Here is a 14,670-nt window from a genome sequence, read left to right as displayed (position 1 = left end):
CGACCGCGGTTGCCGCCGGCCGACTGGCCGGTCTTGCTGGACTGGCCGGACTTGGCACCAGCGGAGGCGCCACCGTTGCCGCGCGGGGCTCCGCCGGAGCGGCCGCCGCCCGTCTTGGTGCCCGTCTTCGCTGCCGGACGGCCACCACCGGACTTGCCGCGGTTGCGACCGCCGCCACCGTTGCCGCCGCCACCGGCCGAGGGGGCCGGACCGAGGTCGATGCCACCGGGGCGCGAGCGCTCGCCGGGGGCGAGCTCCTTGAGCATCGGGTGGTTGGGGTTGTCGATCCGGGTGGTGGTCGGCTTGATGCCGGCCGCCCGGGTCAGGTCGCTGACGTCACGACGCTGGTCGCTGGTCATCAGGGTGATGACGGTGCCTGCGGCACCCGCGCGCGCCGTACGGCCCGAACGGTGCAGGTAGGCCTTGTGCTCGGCCGGCGGGTCGGCGTGGACGACGAGCGAGACGTCGTCGACGTGGATGCCTCGGGCGGCGATGTCCGTGGCCACCAGGGTGGTCGCGGTGCCGCTGTGGAAGGCGTCCATGTTGCGGGTGCGCGCGCCCTGGCTCAGGTTGCCGTGCAGGTCGACCGCGGGCACGCCGTTGCTGTTGAGCTGGCGGGCCAGCCCCTTCGCGCCGTGCTTGGTGCGGGTGAAGACGACCGTGCGGCCCGGCGCGCTGACCAGGTCGATCAGCACGGCGAGGCGCTGCTCGCGCTCGATGTGCAGTACGTGGTGGTCCATCTTGGCGACCGGCGACTGGGCCGAGTCGGCCTCGTGGACGGCCGGGTTGGCGAGGAAGCGCTTGACGAGCACGTTGATCGCTCCGTCGAGCGTGGCGGAGAACAGCATCCGCTGGCCGTTCTTCGGCGTCTGGTCCAGCAGGCGTCGTACGGCGGGAAGGAAGCCGAGGTCGGCCATGTGGTCGGCCTCGTCCAGCACGGTGACCTGGATGTCGCTGAGGTCGCAGGCGCGCTGCTGGATCAGGTCCTCGAGCCGGCCGGGGCAGGCGATGACGATGTCGACGCCCTGGCGCAGGGCGTTGACCTGCGGGCCCTGGCCGACGCCACCGAAGACGGTCGTGACGCTCAGGCCGGAGGCCTTCGCGAGCGGGGTGATGGTCGCGGCGATCTGCGAGACGAGCTCACGGGTCGGCGCGAGCACCAGGGCGCGCGGCTTCTTGGGGGCCGGGCGGCGGTTCGCGGAGGCGAGCCGGGCGACGAGCGGGAGGCCGAACGCGTAGGTCTTGCCGGAGCCGGTACGACCGCGGCCGAGGACGTCGCGTCCCGCCAGGGAGTCCGGCAGCGTCGCGGCCTGGATCGGGGTGGGGATGGTGATCCCGTCGGCCGTCAGGACGGCGAGCAGGTCAGAGGGAACGCCGAGGTCGGCGAACGTGGAAGTCATGGAGGTGTTTCTCTCCGGGGACCGCAACAACTCGGCGCAGCCCCCTGATGTGGGCGTCTCGCCGTGCTGCCCGTCTGGTGACGGGCGGTGAAGCGGTGCCTCAGGTAGAGGGCGCATCCGCGGGCGGAGCGCAGGATCCAGGGCAAGACTGGCCGGATCGGTGACTCCACACTAGGGGTTGCGGACGTGTCGCGTTGCATCCCGGAGCGTGGAGCGGGTGTGGGCTGTAACACGTTGTCCGCTCCACTGCCCGACCGATGACATCGCAAAGGGGGCTCTGTGAGGGGCGGCTACCACTGACATGGGGCGCCTTGAGGGGCGGACAGCGTGTTACAGCCGGGCGGCCCGATCAGCCGAGCTGCACCGCCGCGCCGCGCTCGATCAGCCCGTCGACGTCCTCGATCCCCCAGGCCAGCAGGGCCTCGCGGGTGTGGGCGCCGGCGCCGGGGGCGGGCGGGTGCGACAGGGTGGCCTGCGTGCGGGAGAACCGCGGTGCGGGCTGCGGCTGCAGGATCCCCTCGTGCTCGACGAAGACTCCGCGGCCCTTGATGTGCGGGTGCTCGGGCGCCTCGCTGAGCTTGAGGATCGGCGCCACGCAGGCGTCGGTGCCGTCGAAGATCGCGCACCACTCGTCGCGCGTCTTGGTGAGGAACGTGGTGGTGAGGAGCTTGCGCAGCTCGTCGGTCTTCTCCGGGTCCCAGCGGTCCGGGGCCTGCTCCTTGAGTCCGAGCAGGTCGATCAGCAGGTCGTAGAACTGCGGCTCCAGCGCGCCGACCGAGAGGTGCTCGCCGTCCGAGGTCTCGTAGATGTCGTAGTACGGCGCCCCACCGTCGAGCATGTTCGCGGCCCGCTCCTCCTTGAAGCCGTTGCCGGCCAGGAAGGCCGAGGTCATTGCGTTGAGGCTCGCGGTGCCGTCGACGATCGCGGCGTCGACGACCTGGCCCTGGCCGGAGGTCTTTGCCTCGAAGATCGCGGCCAGGATCCCGATGACGAGGTACGTCGACCCGCCACCGAAGTCACCGACGAGGTTGGTCGGGAACTGCGGCTTGTCCTTGGACTGGCCGAGGCCGTGGAGGGTGCCGGTGATGGCGATGTAGTTCATGTCGTGGCCGGCGACCTGTGACCACGGGCCGTCCTGGCCCCAGCCGGTCATCCGGGCGTAGACCAGGCGCGGGTTGCGCGCATGGCAGTCCTCGGGGCCGAGGCCGAGGCGCTCGGTGACGCCGGGGCGCATGCCCTCCACGAGGACGTCCGCCTCGGCCACCAGGTCCAGCACGGTCGCGACGGCTTCGGGGTTCTTCAGGTCGAGCGCGATGCTCGGCCGGCCCCGGTTGAGCAGGTCGTGCGAACCACCGGAGAGCATCTGCCCGCCGGGGCGCTCGACCCGGATCACGTCGGCGCCCAGGTCGGCCAGCAGCATGCACGCGTGCGGGCTCGGCCCGATGCCGGCGATCTCGACGACCTTGAGGCCCTTGAGCGGACCGGTTCCCTGACCCAGTGCGAACGTCATGGGCCGATCATGGCATGAACGTGACAGTGATGGTGTCAACGTCCGCCGTCCCGTGAGACCTGGCGCCGTACGCTGGAGGCATGACCGGCACCTGCATCTACGACGGCGACTGCGGTTTCTGCACCCGGTCGGCCCAGTGGCTGCAGCGCCACGGCGACTGCGCGATCGTCCCGTGGCAGGCGCTCGACCTCGACGCCCTCGGCCTCACCGAGGAGCAGGTCTCCACGGCGGTCCAGTGGCAGGACCCGACCGGCGCGGTCACCGCGAGCGGGGCCGACGCGATCGCGCAGGCACTGCTGACCTGCGGCCCTCCGTGGCGCTGGATGGGCCGCGTGCTCACCTGGCGCGTGGTGCGTCCGTTCGCGGCGGTGGGCTACCGGCTGGTGGCGCGGTACCGCTACAAGCTGCCCGGCTCGACCGACGCCTGCCGGATCTAACCAGGATTGACGATGCGCGCGAGCTCGAAGTGCATCGGGTCCGTGAACGCCCAGTCGCCGCCCCAGGCGAAGCCCCAGCGCTTGAAGATCGCGACGACCCGGCGGTCCATCTGGCCGACCGTGCCGCGTTGGTTGCCGGGCACGTTGAAGTCGAGCGCGAGGCCGAACGAGTGGTTCGACAGCGACGAGGACCCGGCGATGAAGCGCGGGTAGTAGCAGCCGGCGTACTCGTTGGCATGGATCTTGTCGGCCAGCTTGCTGGTCACGACCTCGGCGAGGGCGGCCTTGAGCTGCGGCATCATGTACTTGTTGCAGGTCACCCGGCCGAGGATCGGCACCTGTTCGGTGACGATGTGGGACCGCACCCACGCAGGGTCGGGCGCGATCCGGCCGCCGCCGATCGGGCGGTACCGGAACACCCCGACCGCGTCGCCGAAGGCGCCGACGGGGATGACGTTCTGGAAGGTGTCGAGGTCGATGCCGGCCTGGGCGACGATGTCGAGCGCCGTGATGGAGAAGGCGTCCTCGCCGAAGGTTCTCTCGATGACCTTGCGGACCGCCTGCGGCGAGGTGATGCCGGTGTTGATCAGTACGGCGTTGTCCTCGGGCAGGCCGAGCTCCTCGCCCCACTTCTCGTTGACCACGGCGTCGACGCTGTCGACTCCCTCGCGGTCCCACGAGCCGACGTGGATGCTCTGCTTGCCGACCTCGAGGTAGCCCTTGCCGTCGATCGGGAGCTCCTGCTGCAGGTGCACGGCCACGGAGACCTCGCCACCGGCGATCCGGTCCCACTGCTCCTGGAACTTCGCGCTGTTCGGCCCGGAGAACCGGCGGTACTCCGCCGGGTCGACCGCGGCGATGTTGAACAGCTTGTTCTCGACGGAGAACTGTCCGTAGGACAGCTGGGTGTGGGCGGCCACGCCCACCTTGCCCTTCACCTTCACGCCGGTGATCTGCTTGAGGACGTCGGCAGGGATGGTCTTGTTGCTGACCAGGAGCAGGTCGTCGCCGAACTGGGTGCCGTCGAACTTGCCCGGTGGCGCCACGGCGTGGGACGGATCAGCCGCGTCGGTCGGAATCTCGGTCGTGGAGGCGGCCGCCTTGCTCGGCTTGGCCTCCGACGTGCCCTTCTCGGGCGTTCCACAACCGACCAGCAGCGTCGCGGCAACGACGGCCGACAGCCCAGTCGTCAGGCCAGCCGTCAGCCGTACGCGTCCTCGCGCCAACCCCATTGTCCCTTCCCTGCCACCGGTGACCCGGTAGTCCTCCCACAGGGAGGATACCGGTCAGCGCAGGACGCGTTCAGCGATCCATGCGATGTCGTCGCCCGTCCGGGCCGGGTCGCCCGACGGCTGCATGACGTGACTGAGCACCAGCCTCACGACCATGTCGATGCTGGCGTCGAGACGTTCCGCGGGCAGGTCGACGTCGTACGACGCCACGCGCTCGGAGATGACGGTCTTGGCTCCCTCGAGGAGGTACTCCGAGTGGGTGGTCAGCAGCGGCAGCAGCTCGGTGTCGGCGCCATGGGTGGCGGACACGACCGCGTGGAGCAGGGCGTTGTCCTCGGCGTACTTCAGCACGCGGCGCGCGGAGGCGCGGATCGCGTTGATCAGGTCGGCCGGGTTCTCGTCGAACGAGCGCGTCACGCCGGCGAGGAACCGGTCGAGCTCGCGCATGACCATCGCTTCGGCGAGGTCGTTCTTGGTGCCGATCTCGTTGTAGACCGTCTGCCGGCTGACGCCGACCTCGTCGGCCAGGCGGGCCATGGTGACCTTCCCCCAGCCGGCGGTCGTCATGACCCCGACCGCGGAATCGATCAGGCGATCCCGCAGCGACGAGGCTGCCTCCCCCGCAGGGGAGACAACCTCGTACGCCTTCGCGGGACGTCCCGCGAGAATCGACATCGGGAAAATCAGCCTTCCAGGGTCAGCGCAAGGACGGGGCAAGCCTGGACTGCAGCGTAGACGTGCGCGCGATCCGCCTCCGGGGGCGAGTCGTCGAGCACCTCGACCTTGTCCTCGTCCTCATCGACCATGAAGTAGTCGTTGGCCATGGCCTCGCACATGCCGAGGCCTTCACACTTGTTCAGGTCAGCGACGATCTTCACCGGGGCCCCCGCGAAGTTGTTCGGAGGAGCGAAGCGGGGGAGAAGAACTTCGTGGGGTGGTTCATCTGGATCAGGCCTCAATCTTCTCGGGGTCGAAGGGGACAAAGTCTGCCTTGTCCCGGACGCCGCAGTCAGGGCAGAACCAGTCCTCGGGGATGTCGGCCCACGCCGTACCCGCTGCGAAGCCCTGGTGCTCGTCGCCCGCAGCCACCTCGTAGGTGTAGGAGCAGCCGGGGCACTTGGCGGCGAGGACCTCGCCCGTCTGGTTCTGCAGCCAGTGGTCCTCGTGCTGGACGTGCACCTCCGGCGGCGGGAACTTGGCGAGGTACTTCTCCACCTTCCTCGGGTGGATGTTGGCCAGGGTGACGTCGCCGTCGAGGTGCTCGACCACGCGGTGGTCCATCACCTTGCGCCACAGCGGCGGGAACAGGGCGAGGGTCAGCATGCCGGCGTAGCCGGTCGGCAGGGCCGGCGACTCCTTGAAGTCGCGCAGCGTCTGGTAGCGCCGGGTCGGGTTGGCGTGGTGGTCGCTGTGACGCTGCAGGTGGTACAGGAACAGGTTGGTGACGATGTTGTTGCTGTTCCAGCTGTGCATCGGCAGCACCCGCTCGTAGCGCTGCTTCTCGCCGACCTTCTGGCGCTTCATGCCGTAGTGCTCGAGGTAGTTGATGATCTCCAGCAGCGAGAAGCCGAAGACGATCGTGACCAGGGCGTACGGCGCGATCTGCCAGCCGAACAACGCGAACATGCCGCCGTACAGGACTGCCGACATCACCCAGGCGTTGAGCACGTCGTTGCCGACGTGGAACGGGTGCGTGCCCTTGCGCTTGTAGCGCTTGGCCTCGACGCCCCACCCGGACTTGAGCGAGCCCATGACGGTGCGCGGCCAGAAGGCCCAGAACGACTCACCCAGGCGGCTGGACGCGGGGTCCTCGGGGGTGGCGACGCGGACGTGGTGGCCCCGGTTGTGCTCGATGTAGAAGTGGCCGTAGAAGGTCGGCGCGAGGGCGATCTTGCTGAGCCAGCGCTCGACGTTCTCCTTCTTGTGGCCGAGCTCGTGGGCCGTGTTGATCGCAATGCCCTGGACGCCGGCGATCGACACGGCGAGGAAGAGCTTCTCGTACCAGGTCATGTCGACCGAGCGCACGAGGTCGGCACCGAGGTTGTCGGTGACCCAGCTGGTCGCGCCGACGAGGTCGGTGAACCAGGCGACGGGGTTGGTGCCCGCGATGATGGCGAAGCCCGCGAACAGGATGAAGAACTGGAGCGGGATGTACGCGTAGACCACCCAGCGGTAGTACTTGTCGTTCTCGAGCTCCTCCATCACGTCGTCCGGCGGGTTGGACGGGTCGAGGCCGAGCGCCAGGTCGAGCAGCGGGATGACCGCGTTCACCAGGATCGGTCCGGCGAGCAGCAGCCACATCCAGTCGGTGTAGAGCCACGCGATGACGGCAGAGATGCCGAGCCCGGGCACCATCAGCCCAAGAAGCCACAGGTAGCGCTTCTTGTCCTTCCACTTCTCGGTGGAACCGTCGGGGACGGTCTTTCCGATCTGCTCGGGATTCATCCCGGCGCTCGAGGTCTCCATCGATCTCTGCCTTCCATCTGGGTACACGCTGGGTCCCTCCCCGGGCACAGCGGCAGCGACGTTCAATGTCGCTTGACAAGACGGTACGACTTGTAAAGGGCATTTGACAACCCCCAGTGATCTGTAAAGTGGATGACGCCGGTCACCGTTGGCCCGGACGGCCCGCGGCTGCGCCCCGGAGGGCTCACGGTGCTCGGTAGTGTCACGTCATGCCGTCAACCACGCCCGCGCCTGCCGCCGCCCCGTTCGCCACGTCGACCCGGATCCTGAGCGGCTCGCTGATGGGGGCCCTGGTCTTCATCGGACTGGCGTGCTTCTTCGTGCTCCCGGTCGACGAGGCTCCGCCGCTGTGGGTCCCGATCGCCCAGGTGGTTGCCGGCATCGCCGTCCACACCGTGCTCGAGGCGATCGGCTACCACGTCGCTGCACTGGATCCCTCGCTCACCGGCGACGACGCCGAGGCCCAGGCCAGGGCAAGCTGGCAGTCGACCATGATCGTGCGCTTCGCCCTCAGCGAGACGATCGCGATCCTGTCGCTCGCGCTGGCCTTCGTGCTGACCGATGGTGGCTTCCTCATCTACGCCGGCGGCGCACTCGTCGCACTGGTCCTGATGGTCGTGCACGTGTGGCCGTGGGCGCGCCCGGTCGGCAAGCTCGCCGACGCGCTGGAGTCCGGCGGCCAGGCGTCCGGGCTGCGTGAGGCATTCGGCGTGGTGGGCGCCTCGAGTGGTCCGATCCAGCGCCTCTGACCTGCGCCCTGGCTGGTGAGCACCGTCAGGCGACGACCCGGGCCCCGGTCGTCACCGGCAGGTGCTCGAAGCCCCGCAACACGCGCGTGCCACGACGCTCGGGAGCGCTCGCCACGCGGAGGTCCGGGTAGCGCTCGTACAACGCTCGCAACGCCACCGCGGCTTCGAGCCGGGCCAGGCTCGCACCGAGGCAGAAGTGCACACCCGCCGAGAAGCCGAGGTGCTGGTCGGCATTGGTGCGCGTCACGTCGAACGCCGCAGGGTTCTCGAAGACGGCCGGGTCGCGGTTGGCACCGCCGAAGTAGAGCAGGATGCCGTGGCCCGGTTCGAACACCTTTCCGGCCACCACGGTCTCGCGCAGCGCGATCCGCAAGGTGAGCTGCACCGGCGACTGGTGCCGGAGCACCTCGTCCACCGCATTGCCCCAGCCGTCGGGATTCTGCAGCAGCCAGGCCAGCTGGTCGGGGTGCTCGTCCAGCATCGCCACGGCGTTGCCGATGAGGTTCACGGTCGTCTCGAAGCCGGCCGCGAGCACCAGCAGGCCGACCTGGCGCAGCTCGACCGGGTCCAGCCGGTCGGGGCCGTCGAGCAGGACGAGCTGACTGATCAGGTCGTCGCCGGGATTCGCCTCGATTCTCTCGACGTGACCGCGAAACCACGTGTGCATCTCGCGGATGGCACGTTCGGCCCGGCGGAACTCGCGCCACGGCAGGCCCGGGTCGAGAGTGACGGCGGCCGCGTTGCCCAGCTCCAGCAGCCGGCCGCGGTCCTGCTCCGGGACACCGAGGAGGTCAGCGATCACCGTGACCGGCAACTGGGAGGCGTAGCGGTCGATGAGGTCGAAGTCCTCGACGCCGTCCAGGTCGTCGAGCAGGCCGGCCGCCACGGACTCGACCCGGTCCCCCATCCGGCCGACCTTGCGGGCGGTGAACGCGCGAGCCACCTGCTTGCGATAGCGGGTGTGCAGCGGCGGATCGACCGCGAGCATCGACGGCGGGTCCACCGGCCCCAGGGTGTCGGGGTCGATCACCTTGTGGTGCAGCCACTGCAACGGCTTGGGCAGTTCACCCTGCCCGCCGGCGGTACCGAAGGCATCGCTACGGAGCACCTCGTTGCACACGGCGTGATCGACACTCGCCGAGATCAGTTCATTGGCGCTGATCAACCCACGGCCACGCAGTTCCTCGTACGCCGGGAACGGGTCGAGGCGCAGCGCGGGATCCATCACCATCCGGCTGATCAGGTCACCCTTGCGCGCCCCGCGCTGGATGAGTGCGCGCTGGATCCCGTGGGCGAGGGTCCACGCAGCGAAGGAGCGCGGCAGATCAGGCGACCGCACGCGTCGTACCCCTCTTGTCCTGGTGGTCCTGGCTCCCGCGCACGTGGTCAGCATCCGCCTCGGCCTGCAGGACCCGCAACACCCCACGGGTCCGGCGGATCAGCTCGGCGCGTTGCTCCTCGAGCACCCGCTCGGGCAGGTGTGTGTCCATCTGGGTGTTGACGCTCAGGTGGTGGCGGTAGCGAAGCGCGGCGAGCAGGCCGACGCGATCGCCGAAGATCAGCGCGAGCTCGTCGTTCCAGGGAAGCTCGGGGTTCGTGGCGTCGGCCAACTGCTCCTCGATGGAGCGCAGCGCCTGCCAGCGTCGGTGGGTCTCGGTCCAGGTCATGGTCCTCACGGCCTCTCTTCGGTGGGACGGAGGTGTCCCGGGGGATGCCGACGACGCTACGGAGGACCAGCGGCAGGGACATCGGTCCACGGCAGGCACCTGGACTCCTCCCATGGGAGTAGTCCGACCACCTCCCGCGGACCGATGCCGACCCCGCGCGGGGTGCCTAGGCTGGGGTCATGTTGTGGCGGCTGCCGCGCTGGGTGCACCAGCGGATCGAGCGCAATCTCGCGCGCCGCGACATCCTCTACCCGTGGTGGGTGCCGATGACCTGTTTCGTCGGGCAGGTCGTCGCCGTCGTCGTGGCCATCGCCCAGCGCGACGCCCTGTGGCCGGTGCAGCCGATGACCGCGACCGTGCTGCTGGTGCTCGTCTCACCGGTCGTGCACTTCGGCCTCGGCGGCTGGCTGCCGTGGTGGATCGACAGCGCGGCCACGATCGTGGCCGCGGCCGTGCTGATGGCGTCCCCCGTGGCGTCCGGCATCGACCTCGCCCCGGCCCTGCTGGCCCTGATCGCGGCTGAGGCGGTCGCCCGTGACGGCCTGCGACCCGGGGCCGTGGTCGCCACGGTCGCGGCCGTCGTGATCGTGGCGACCGAGGTCACTGCCGACCTCGACAGCTACGGCGTCTACCTGCTGGAGGTGCTCCTCGGCTTCGTCGTCGGCGCCATGCTGTGGTGGCAGATGCGTGCGTTGGCATCGGAGCGCGCGGCCCGCGAGGGCGCCTGGGCCCAGGCCACCACCGCCGAACGCGAACGCATCGCCCGCGAGATCCACGACCTCGTCGCCCATTCGCTGAGCGTCTCGCTGCTCCAGGTCACCGGCGCCCGCCGGGCCCTCAGGGACATCGCCGACGCGCCCGGTCCGGCCGAGACCGCCGACGCCGTGGCCGAGGTCGACGCAGCGCTCGCCGACGCCGAACAGGTCGGCCGACGCGCCATGGCCGACATCCGCCGCACCGTCAGCGCCATGGCCGACGGCCCCAGCGACCGCAACGCCCTGCCCGGTGCCACCGACATCGCGGCCCTCGTGCAGGAGGTGTCCGCCGCCGGCCTTCGCGTGGAGTACGACGAGCAGGGCGACCCCGGCACCCTCAGTGCCGCCGCCGGCCTCGGTCTGTACCGGATCGCCCAGGAGTCGCTGGCCAACGTCACCAAGCACGGCGGCGGCGTGGCCCGGGTGTCGTTCCAGGTGACCGGTGCTGGTGCCGCCACGCTGCGGGTCCGCAACCCCCTGCCGCCCGGTCGACCCCGTGCCGACGGGCTCGGCTCTGGCCTCGCCGGCATGCAGGCGCGGGCGACCCAGCTCGGGGCGACGCTGCGCACCGGCGTCGCGGACGGTGAGTGGGAGGTCGTCGTACGACTGGGACCGGAACGGGGCACACGTCGCGAGGCCTGGGTGGAGCTGCCGTGCGCAGGGCGATCGGAAAGGTGAGTCCCACGTGATCGAACCGACCGTGCGGGTCGTGCTCGTCGACGACCAGGAGCTGGTGCGGTCCGGACTGCGCCGGATCCTGCGCCGGCGCGACGGGTTCGAGATCGTCGCCGAGTGCGGCGACGGCTCGGAGGTGCCCGCCGTCCTCGACGGCCTGCCCGGTGGCGTCGACGTGATCGTGATGGACCTGCGGATGCGCACCGTCGACGGGATCACCGCGACGGGCGCGGTGGTCGCGCGGGGCGACGGTCCGCCCGTCCTGGTCCTGACGACCTTCGACGACGACGAGATGCTGTCCGGTGCATTGCGCGCCGGCGCTGCGGGCTTCTTGCTGAAGGACTCCTCGGCGGACGACCTGATCCGCGCCGTACGCACCATCGCCGAAGGCGGCAATTGGCTCGACCCGTCGGTGACCGGCCGGGTGCTGCACCGGTTCCGGAGCATTGCTCCGCGCCCCGAGGCGTCGGGCGTGCGGGGTGCCGTCGACCAGCTGACCGTCCGCGAGCTCGAGGTGCTGCGCCGGATGGCGCTCGGGCGCAGCAACGGCGAGATCGCCCTCGACCTGGTGATCTCGGAGCTGACCGTGAAGAGCCACGTCGGCCGGATCTTCACCAAGCTCGGCCTGCGCGACCGGCCCGCCGCGATCGTCTACGCCTACGACAACGGGCTGGTCACCCCGGCACCCGGCTGACCCCACGAGCCCACCCTGCGCGTGACCGCCCTCACAAAACTTGCACTTCGATTCATAGCGGTGCAAAGATGCACTCATGAACGAACTGTGCAATCGCCGTGAGACGAAGCGGACCCAGACCGCGCTCCGTCTCCAGCAGTGCGCAGTGCAGCTCACGATCGACCGCGGGTTCGACGGCTGGACCATCGACGACCTCGCCGCTGCCGCCGACGTGTCCCGCCGGACCGTCTTCAACTACTTCGACGGCAAGGCGGAGGTCATCCTCGGCCCGGAGCCCGAGGTCGACCAGGAGCACGTCGACACGTTCGTGGCCGGCGGGCCCACGGGCCAGCTGTTCGACGACCTGATCCTGATCGCCCACGAGGCGACGCGGGAGCGGGCCGAGGCCGGCCAGGCCATGGGCGCCGTCCGCGAGGCCATCATGGGCGAACCCCGCCTGTTGCAGCTGGTGCACAAGCGCTTCGAGCTGGCCGCCACGCTCCTCGGTGACTGCGTCCGGCAGCGCGAGGGCAACGACTTCCCGCCCGAGAAGGTCCGCCTCCTGCTGCGGATCCTGATCACCTGCTTCGACCACGCGCTGGAACGCACCGTCGAGGACACCACGCGCACCTTCTCCGAGCACTTCGACGCAGCGGTCAGCGATGCCCGCAGCATCCTCGCCTGACCCCTTCCCCACCCCATCCGGTCCGACACGGGCGATCCCTGTGTCGACCTCGCCACCCTCACAGGAGTCCTCACATGGCCCGCCTGCTCTACCGCATCGGCTCGACGGCGTACCGCCGTTGGCCCTTCTTCATCGCCGGCTGGCTGTTGCTCGCCGTCATCGTCGGCAGCCTTGCCGCCGCCTTCTCCAAGCCCATGACGGACTCGTTCACGATCCCGGGCATCCCCTCGGAGCAGGCCGCCGACATCCAGAAGGAGCTGTTCCCCGACACCGGTGACGCCTTCGACGACGCCACGGTCAACATCGTGGTGGCCGCGCCCGAGGGCCACACCCTCGCGGAACCGCACTACCAGGCGGCGATCCAGCACCTAATCGGCGAAGTCCCGACGCTGCCGCAGACCGCTGCGGAGAACCCGCAGCTGGTCGCGCCCGTCGCGGCAGCCGAAGGTACGCCGCCCGGCGCCGTGACGCTCTCCGGCGACGGCCGGATCGGCGTGCTGTCGTTCACCTGGGACGTGAAGTCGCCCTCCGACCTCAAGACGACGACGGTCGACGACCTCAAGGACCTGCTCACCGAGACCACCGACGACACCGGCCTGGTGGCCACGGCCAACGGTCCCGGCATGGCCGTCATGGAACCGCCGGGCGGCTCGGCCGAGCTCCTCGGGCTCGGCATCGCCCTGATCGTGCTGGTGCTGACCTTCGGCTCGCTGCTCGCTGCAGGCATGCCCCTGCTCAACGCGGTGTTCGGCGTCGGTCTCGGCATGACCGGCATCACCGCGATGACCGCGGTCATGGACGTCGGCTCGAGCACGCCCATGCTCGCCACGATGATCGGCCTCGCGGTCGGCATCGACTACACGCTGTTCATCCTCGCCCGCTACCGCACCGAGCTGCACCACACCGACGACCGGGCCCACGCGGCCGGGATCGCCGTCGGTACGGCGGGTTCCGCCGTGGTCTTCGCCGGACTCACGGTCCTGATCGCGCTGTCGGCCCTTGCCGTCGTACGCATTCCGTTCCTGACGGCCATGGGCCTGGCCGCAGCGGCGACCGTGTTCGTCGCCGTGATGGTGGCGCTGACCTTGCTGCCCGCACTGCTGGGCCTGACAAAGTCGTGGGCGTTCCGCGGCCAGGTGCGCAAGTACGAGCCGAAGCGCGACGAGCACGGCCGTGTCGAGAACAACGGCGTCCGCTGGGCGCGGGTCCTCGCGAAGGCTCCCGTCGCCTGGGCGCTCGGCGTCGTCCTGCTGCTCGGTGCGCTCGCCGCGCCGATCACGCAGATGTACCTCGCGTTCCCGACCGACAGCACCGCCTCGTCGGACACGACGCAGCGCCAGGCGTCCGACCTGATGACCGAGGCGTTCGGCCCCGGCCGCGAGGGTCCGCTCGTGGTCGTGGTCGACGGCCGCGACATCGCCAACGACGACCAGCGCCAGGCGGCCTTCGACAAGGTCGTGGCCTGGGCAGGTGCCCAGGACGACGTCGCCAGTGCGGACCTCGTCGCCACCAATGCGTCGTACGACGAGAACGGCACGCCGACCGGTGTCGGCACCGGCGCGATCATCCAGGTCACGCCGTCGTCGGGTCCCGACGAGCCGGCCACGCTCGACCTCCTCGAGGCACTGCGCAACGGCCAGGGAGCGATCGAGGCCGACACCGGCACCACCGTCGGCGTCACCGGCCTCACCGCCATCACGACCGACGTGTCGGACCGCCTCAACAACGCGTTGCCGATCTACCTCGCGGTGGTCATCGGGCTGGCGTTCATCCTGCTGGTGCTGGTGTTCCGCTCGATCCTGATCCCGCTGACCGCCACCCTGGGCTTCCTGCTCTCGGTGCTGGCCACGCTGGGTGCGACGGTGGCGATCTTCCAGGAAGGTGCCTTCGGGATCTTCGAGGGACAGCCGATCGTCAGCTTCATGCCGGTGTTCCTGATCGGCGTGGTCTTCGGGCTCGCGATGGACTACCAGGTCTTCCTCGTCACCCGGATGCGCGAGGCGCACGTCCACGGACTGCCCATGCACGAGGCCGTCATCGACGGGTTCCGCAACAGCGCCCGGGTCGTGACCGCGGCCGCCACGATCATGATCGCGGTGTTCGCCGGCTTCATCCTCGAGGACGACGCCATCATCAAGTCGATGGGCTTCGCCCTGGCCGCCTCGATCATCTTCGACGCGTTCATCGTGCGGATGGTGCTGATTCCCTCGGTGCTCTACCTGCTCGGAGAGAAGGCCTGGTGGCTGCCCGCCTGGCTCGACCGGATCCTCCCGAACGTCGACATCGAGGGCGAGTCCCTCGAGCGCACCTCGGGTCCCGTGCACGTCGGCAAGGGCGACGAGGACCGCGAGCTGGTCAGCGTCTGATCCACCGAGTTGGGGTTTGTCACCGCCGAGTTGGGGTTTCGCACCGGCTCACCCG

14 protein-coding genes are annotated in these 14,670 nt (G+C 69.8%); 6 read left to right on the top strand and 8 right to left on the bottom strand.

Annotated elements, in window-relative coordinates:
* Positions 1-1,400: DEAD/DEAH box helicase (locus tag ACOADB_RS18225; RefSeq protein ID WP_378601559.1), on the bottom strand; the 1,400-nt coding region annotated here is incomplete at its 3' end.
* A 349-nt stretch (positions 1,401-1,749) separates the two neighbouring features.
* Positions 1,750-2,910: a CaiB/BaiF CoA transferase family protein gene (locus ACOADB_RS18220; protein WP_378601557.1), complete on the bottom strand. Its 1,161-nt coding sequence runs from the start codon at positions 2,908-2,910 to the stop codon at positions 1,750-1,752.
* Positions 2,911-2,990: 80 nt separating this feature from the next.
* On the opposite strand from ACOADB_RS18220, the gene ACOADB_RS18215 reads away from it, so the two are divergent.
* Positions 2,991-3,347 carry a thiol-disulfide oxidoreductase DCC family protein gene (locus ACOADB_RS18215; RefSeq protein ID WP_378601555.1) on the top strand — a complete coding sequence of 119 codons (357 nt, stop codon included), beginning with the start codon at positions 2,991-2,993 and terminating at the stop codon, positions 3,345-3,347.
* On the opposite strand, the gene ACOADB_RS18210 is transcribed toward ACOADB_RS18215, so the two are convergent.
* The 4 genes from ACOADB_RS18210 to ACOADB_RS18195 form a co-directional block, all read right to left on the bottom strand.
* Positions 3,344-4,579: a M15 family metallopeptidase gene (locus tag ACOADB_RS18210; protein WP_378601553.1), complete on the bottom strand. Its 1,236-nt coding sequence runs from the start codon at positions 4,577-4,579 to the stop codon at positions 3,344-3,346. The genes ACOADB_RS18215 and ACOADB_RS18210 overlap by 4 nt on opposite strands.
* Positions 4,580-4,633: 54 nt before the next feature.
* Entirely contained in the window at positions 4,634-5,254 is a 621-nt protein-coding gene (locus ACOADB_RS18205; RefSeq protein WP_378601551.1) for a TetR/AcrR family transcriptional regulator, read from the bottom strand.
* An 8-nt stretch (positions 5,255-5,262) separates the two neighbouring features.
* The gene (locus tag ACOADB_RS18200) at positions 5,263-5,457 is read right to left on the bottom strand and encodes a ferredoxin (protein ID WP_182378523.1); all 195 of its coding nucleotides are present in this window, start codon (positions 5,455-5,457) and stop codon (positions 5,263-5,265) included.
* 70 nt (positions 5,458-5,527) lie between these two features.
* A complete protein-coding gene (locus ACOADB_RS18195) occupies positions 5,528-7,045 on the bottom strand; it encodes a fatty acid desaturase (protein WP_378601549.1) in 1,518 nt (505 codons plus the stop codon).
* Between the two features lie 209 nt (positions 7,046-7,254).
* Here ACOADB_RS18195 and ACOADB_RS18190 point away from each other — a divergent pair, with 209 nt between their 5' ends.
* Complete coding sequence (locus ACOADB_RS18190; RefSeq protein ID WP_378601547.1) at positions 7,255-7,794, top strand: hypothetical protein; 540 nt, start codon at positions 7,255-7,257, stop codon at positions 7,792-7,794.
* 25 nt (positions 7,795-7,819) lie between these two features.
* On the opposite strand, the gene ACOADB_RS18185 is transcribed toward ACOADB_RS18190, so the two are convergent.
* Positions 7,820-9,133, bottom strand: a complete 1,314-nt coding sequence (locus ACOADB_RS18185; RefSeq protein ID WP_378601546.1) for a cytochrome P450 — start codon at positions 9,131-9,133, stop codon at positions 7,820-7,822.
* The gene (locus ACOADB_RS18180; protein WP_378601544.1) at positions 9,120-9,461 is read right to left on the bottom strand and encodes a hypothetical protein; all 342 of its coding nucleotides are present in this window, start codon (positions 9,459-9,461) and stop codon (positions 9,120-9,122) included. Before ACOADB_RS18180 ends, ACOADB_RS18185 begins: the two co-directional genes overlap by 14 nt.
* Positions 9,462-9,640: 179 nt before the next feature.
* Between ACOADB_RS18180 and ACOADB_RS18175 the strand changes: the two genes are divergently transcribed.
* From ACOADB_RS18175 to ACOADB_RS18160, 4 genes are all read left to right on the top strand, one after another.
* Entirely contained in the window at positions 9,641-10,894 is a 1,254-nt protein-coding gene (locus ACOADB_RS18175) for a sensor histidine kinase (RefSeq protein ID WP_378601542.1), read from the top strand.
* A gap of 7 nt (positions 10,895-10,901) precedes the next feature.
* Positions 10,902-11,585, top strand: a complete 684-nt coding sequence (locus tag ACOADB_RS18170; protein WP_378601540.1) for a response regulator — start codon at positions 10,902-10,904, stop codon at positions 11,583-11,585.
* Between the two features lie 76 nt (positions 11,586-11,661).
* The gene (locus ACOADB_RS18165; protein WP_378601538.1) at positions 11,662-12,249 is read left to right on the top strand and encodes a TetR/AcrR family transcriptional regulator; all 588 of its coding nucleotides are present in this window, start codon (positions 11,662-11,664) and stop codon (positions 12,247-12,249) included.
* 74 nt (positions 12,250-12,323) lie between these two features.
* Positions 12,324-14,615, top strand: a complete 2,292-nt coding sequence (locus ACOADB_RS18160) for an MMPL family transporter (protein ID WP_378601536.1) — start codon at positions 12,324-12,326, stop codon at positions 14,613-14,615.
* Positions 14,616-14,670: the final 55 nt, after the last annotated feature.

Source organism: Nocardioides sp. CPCC 206348, assembly GCF_048654705.1.
Lineage (GTDB): Bacteria > Actinomycetota > Actinomycetes > Propionibacteriales > Nocardioidaceae > Nocardioides.
Note: the sequence above shows the minus strand (reverse complement) of the source record. Positions and strands in the feature narration are given on the sequence as shown.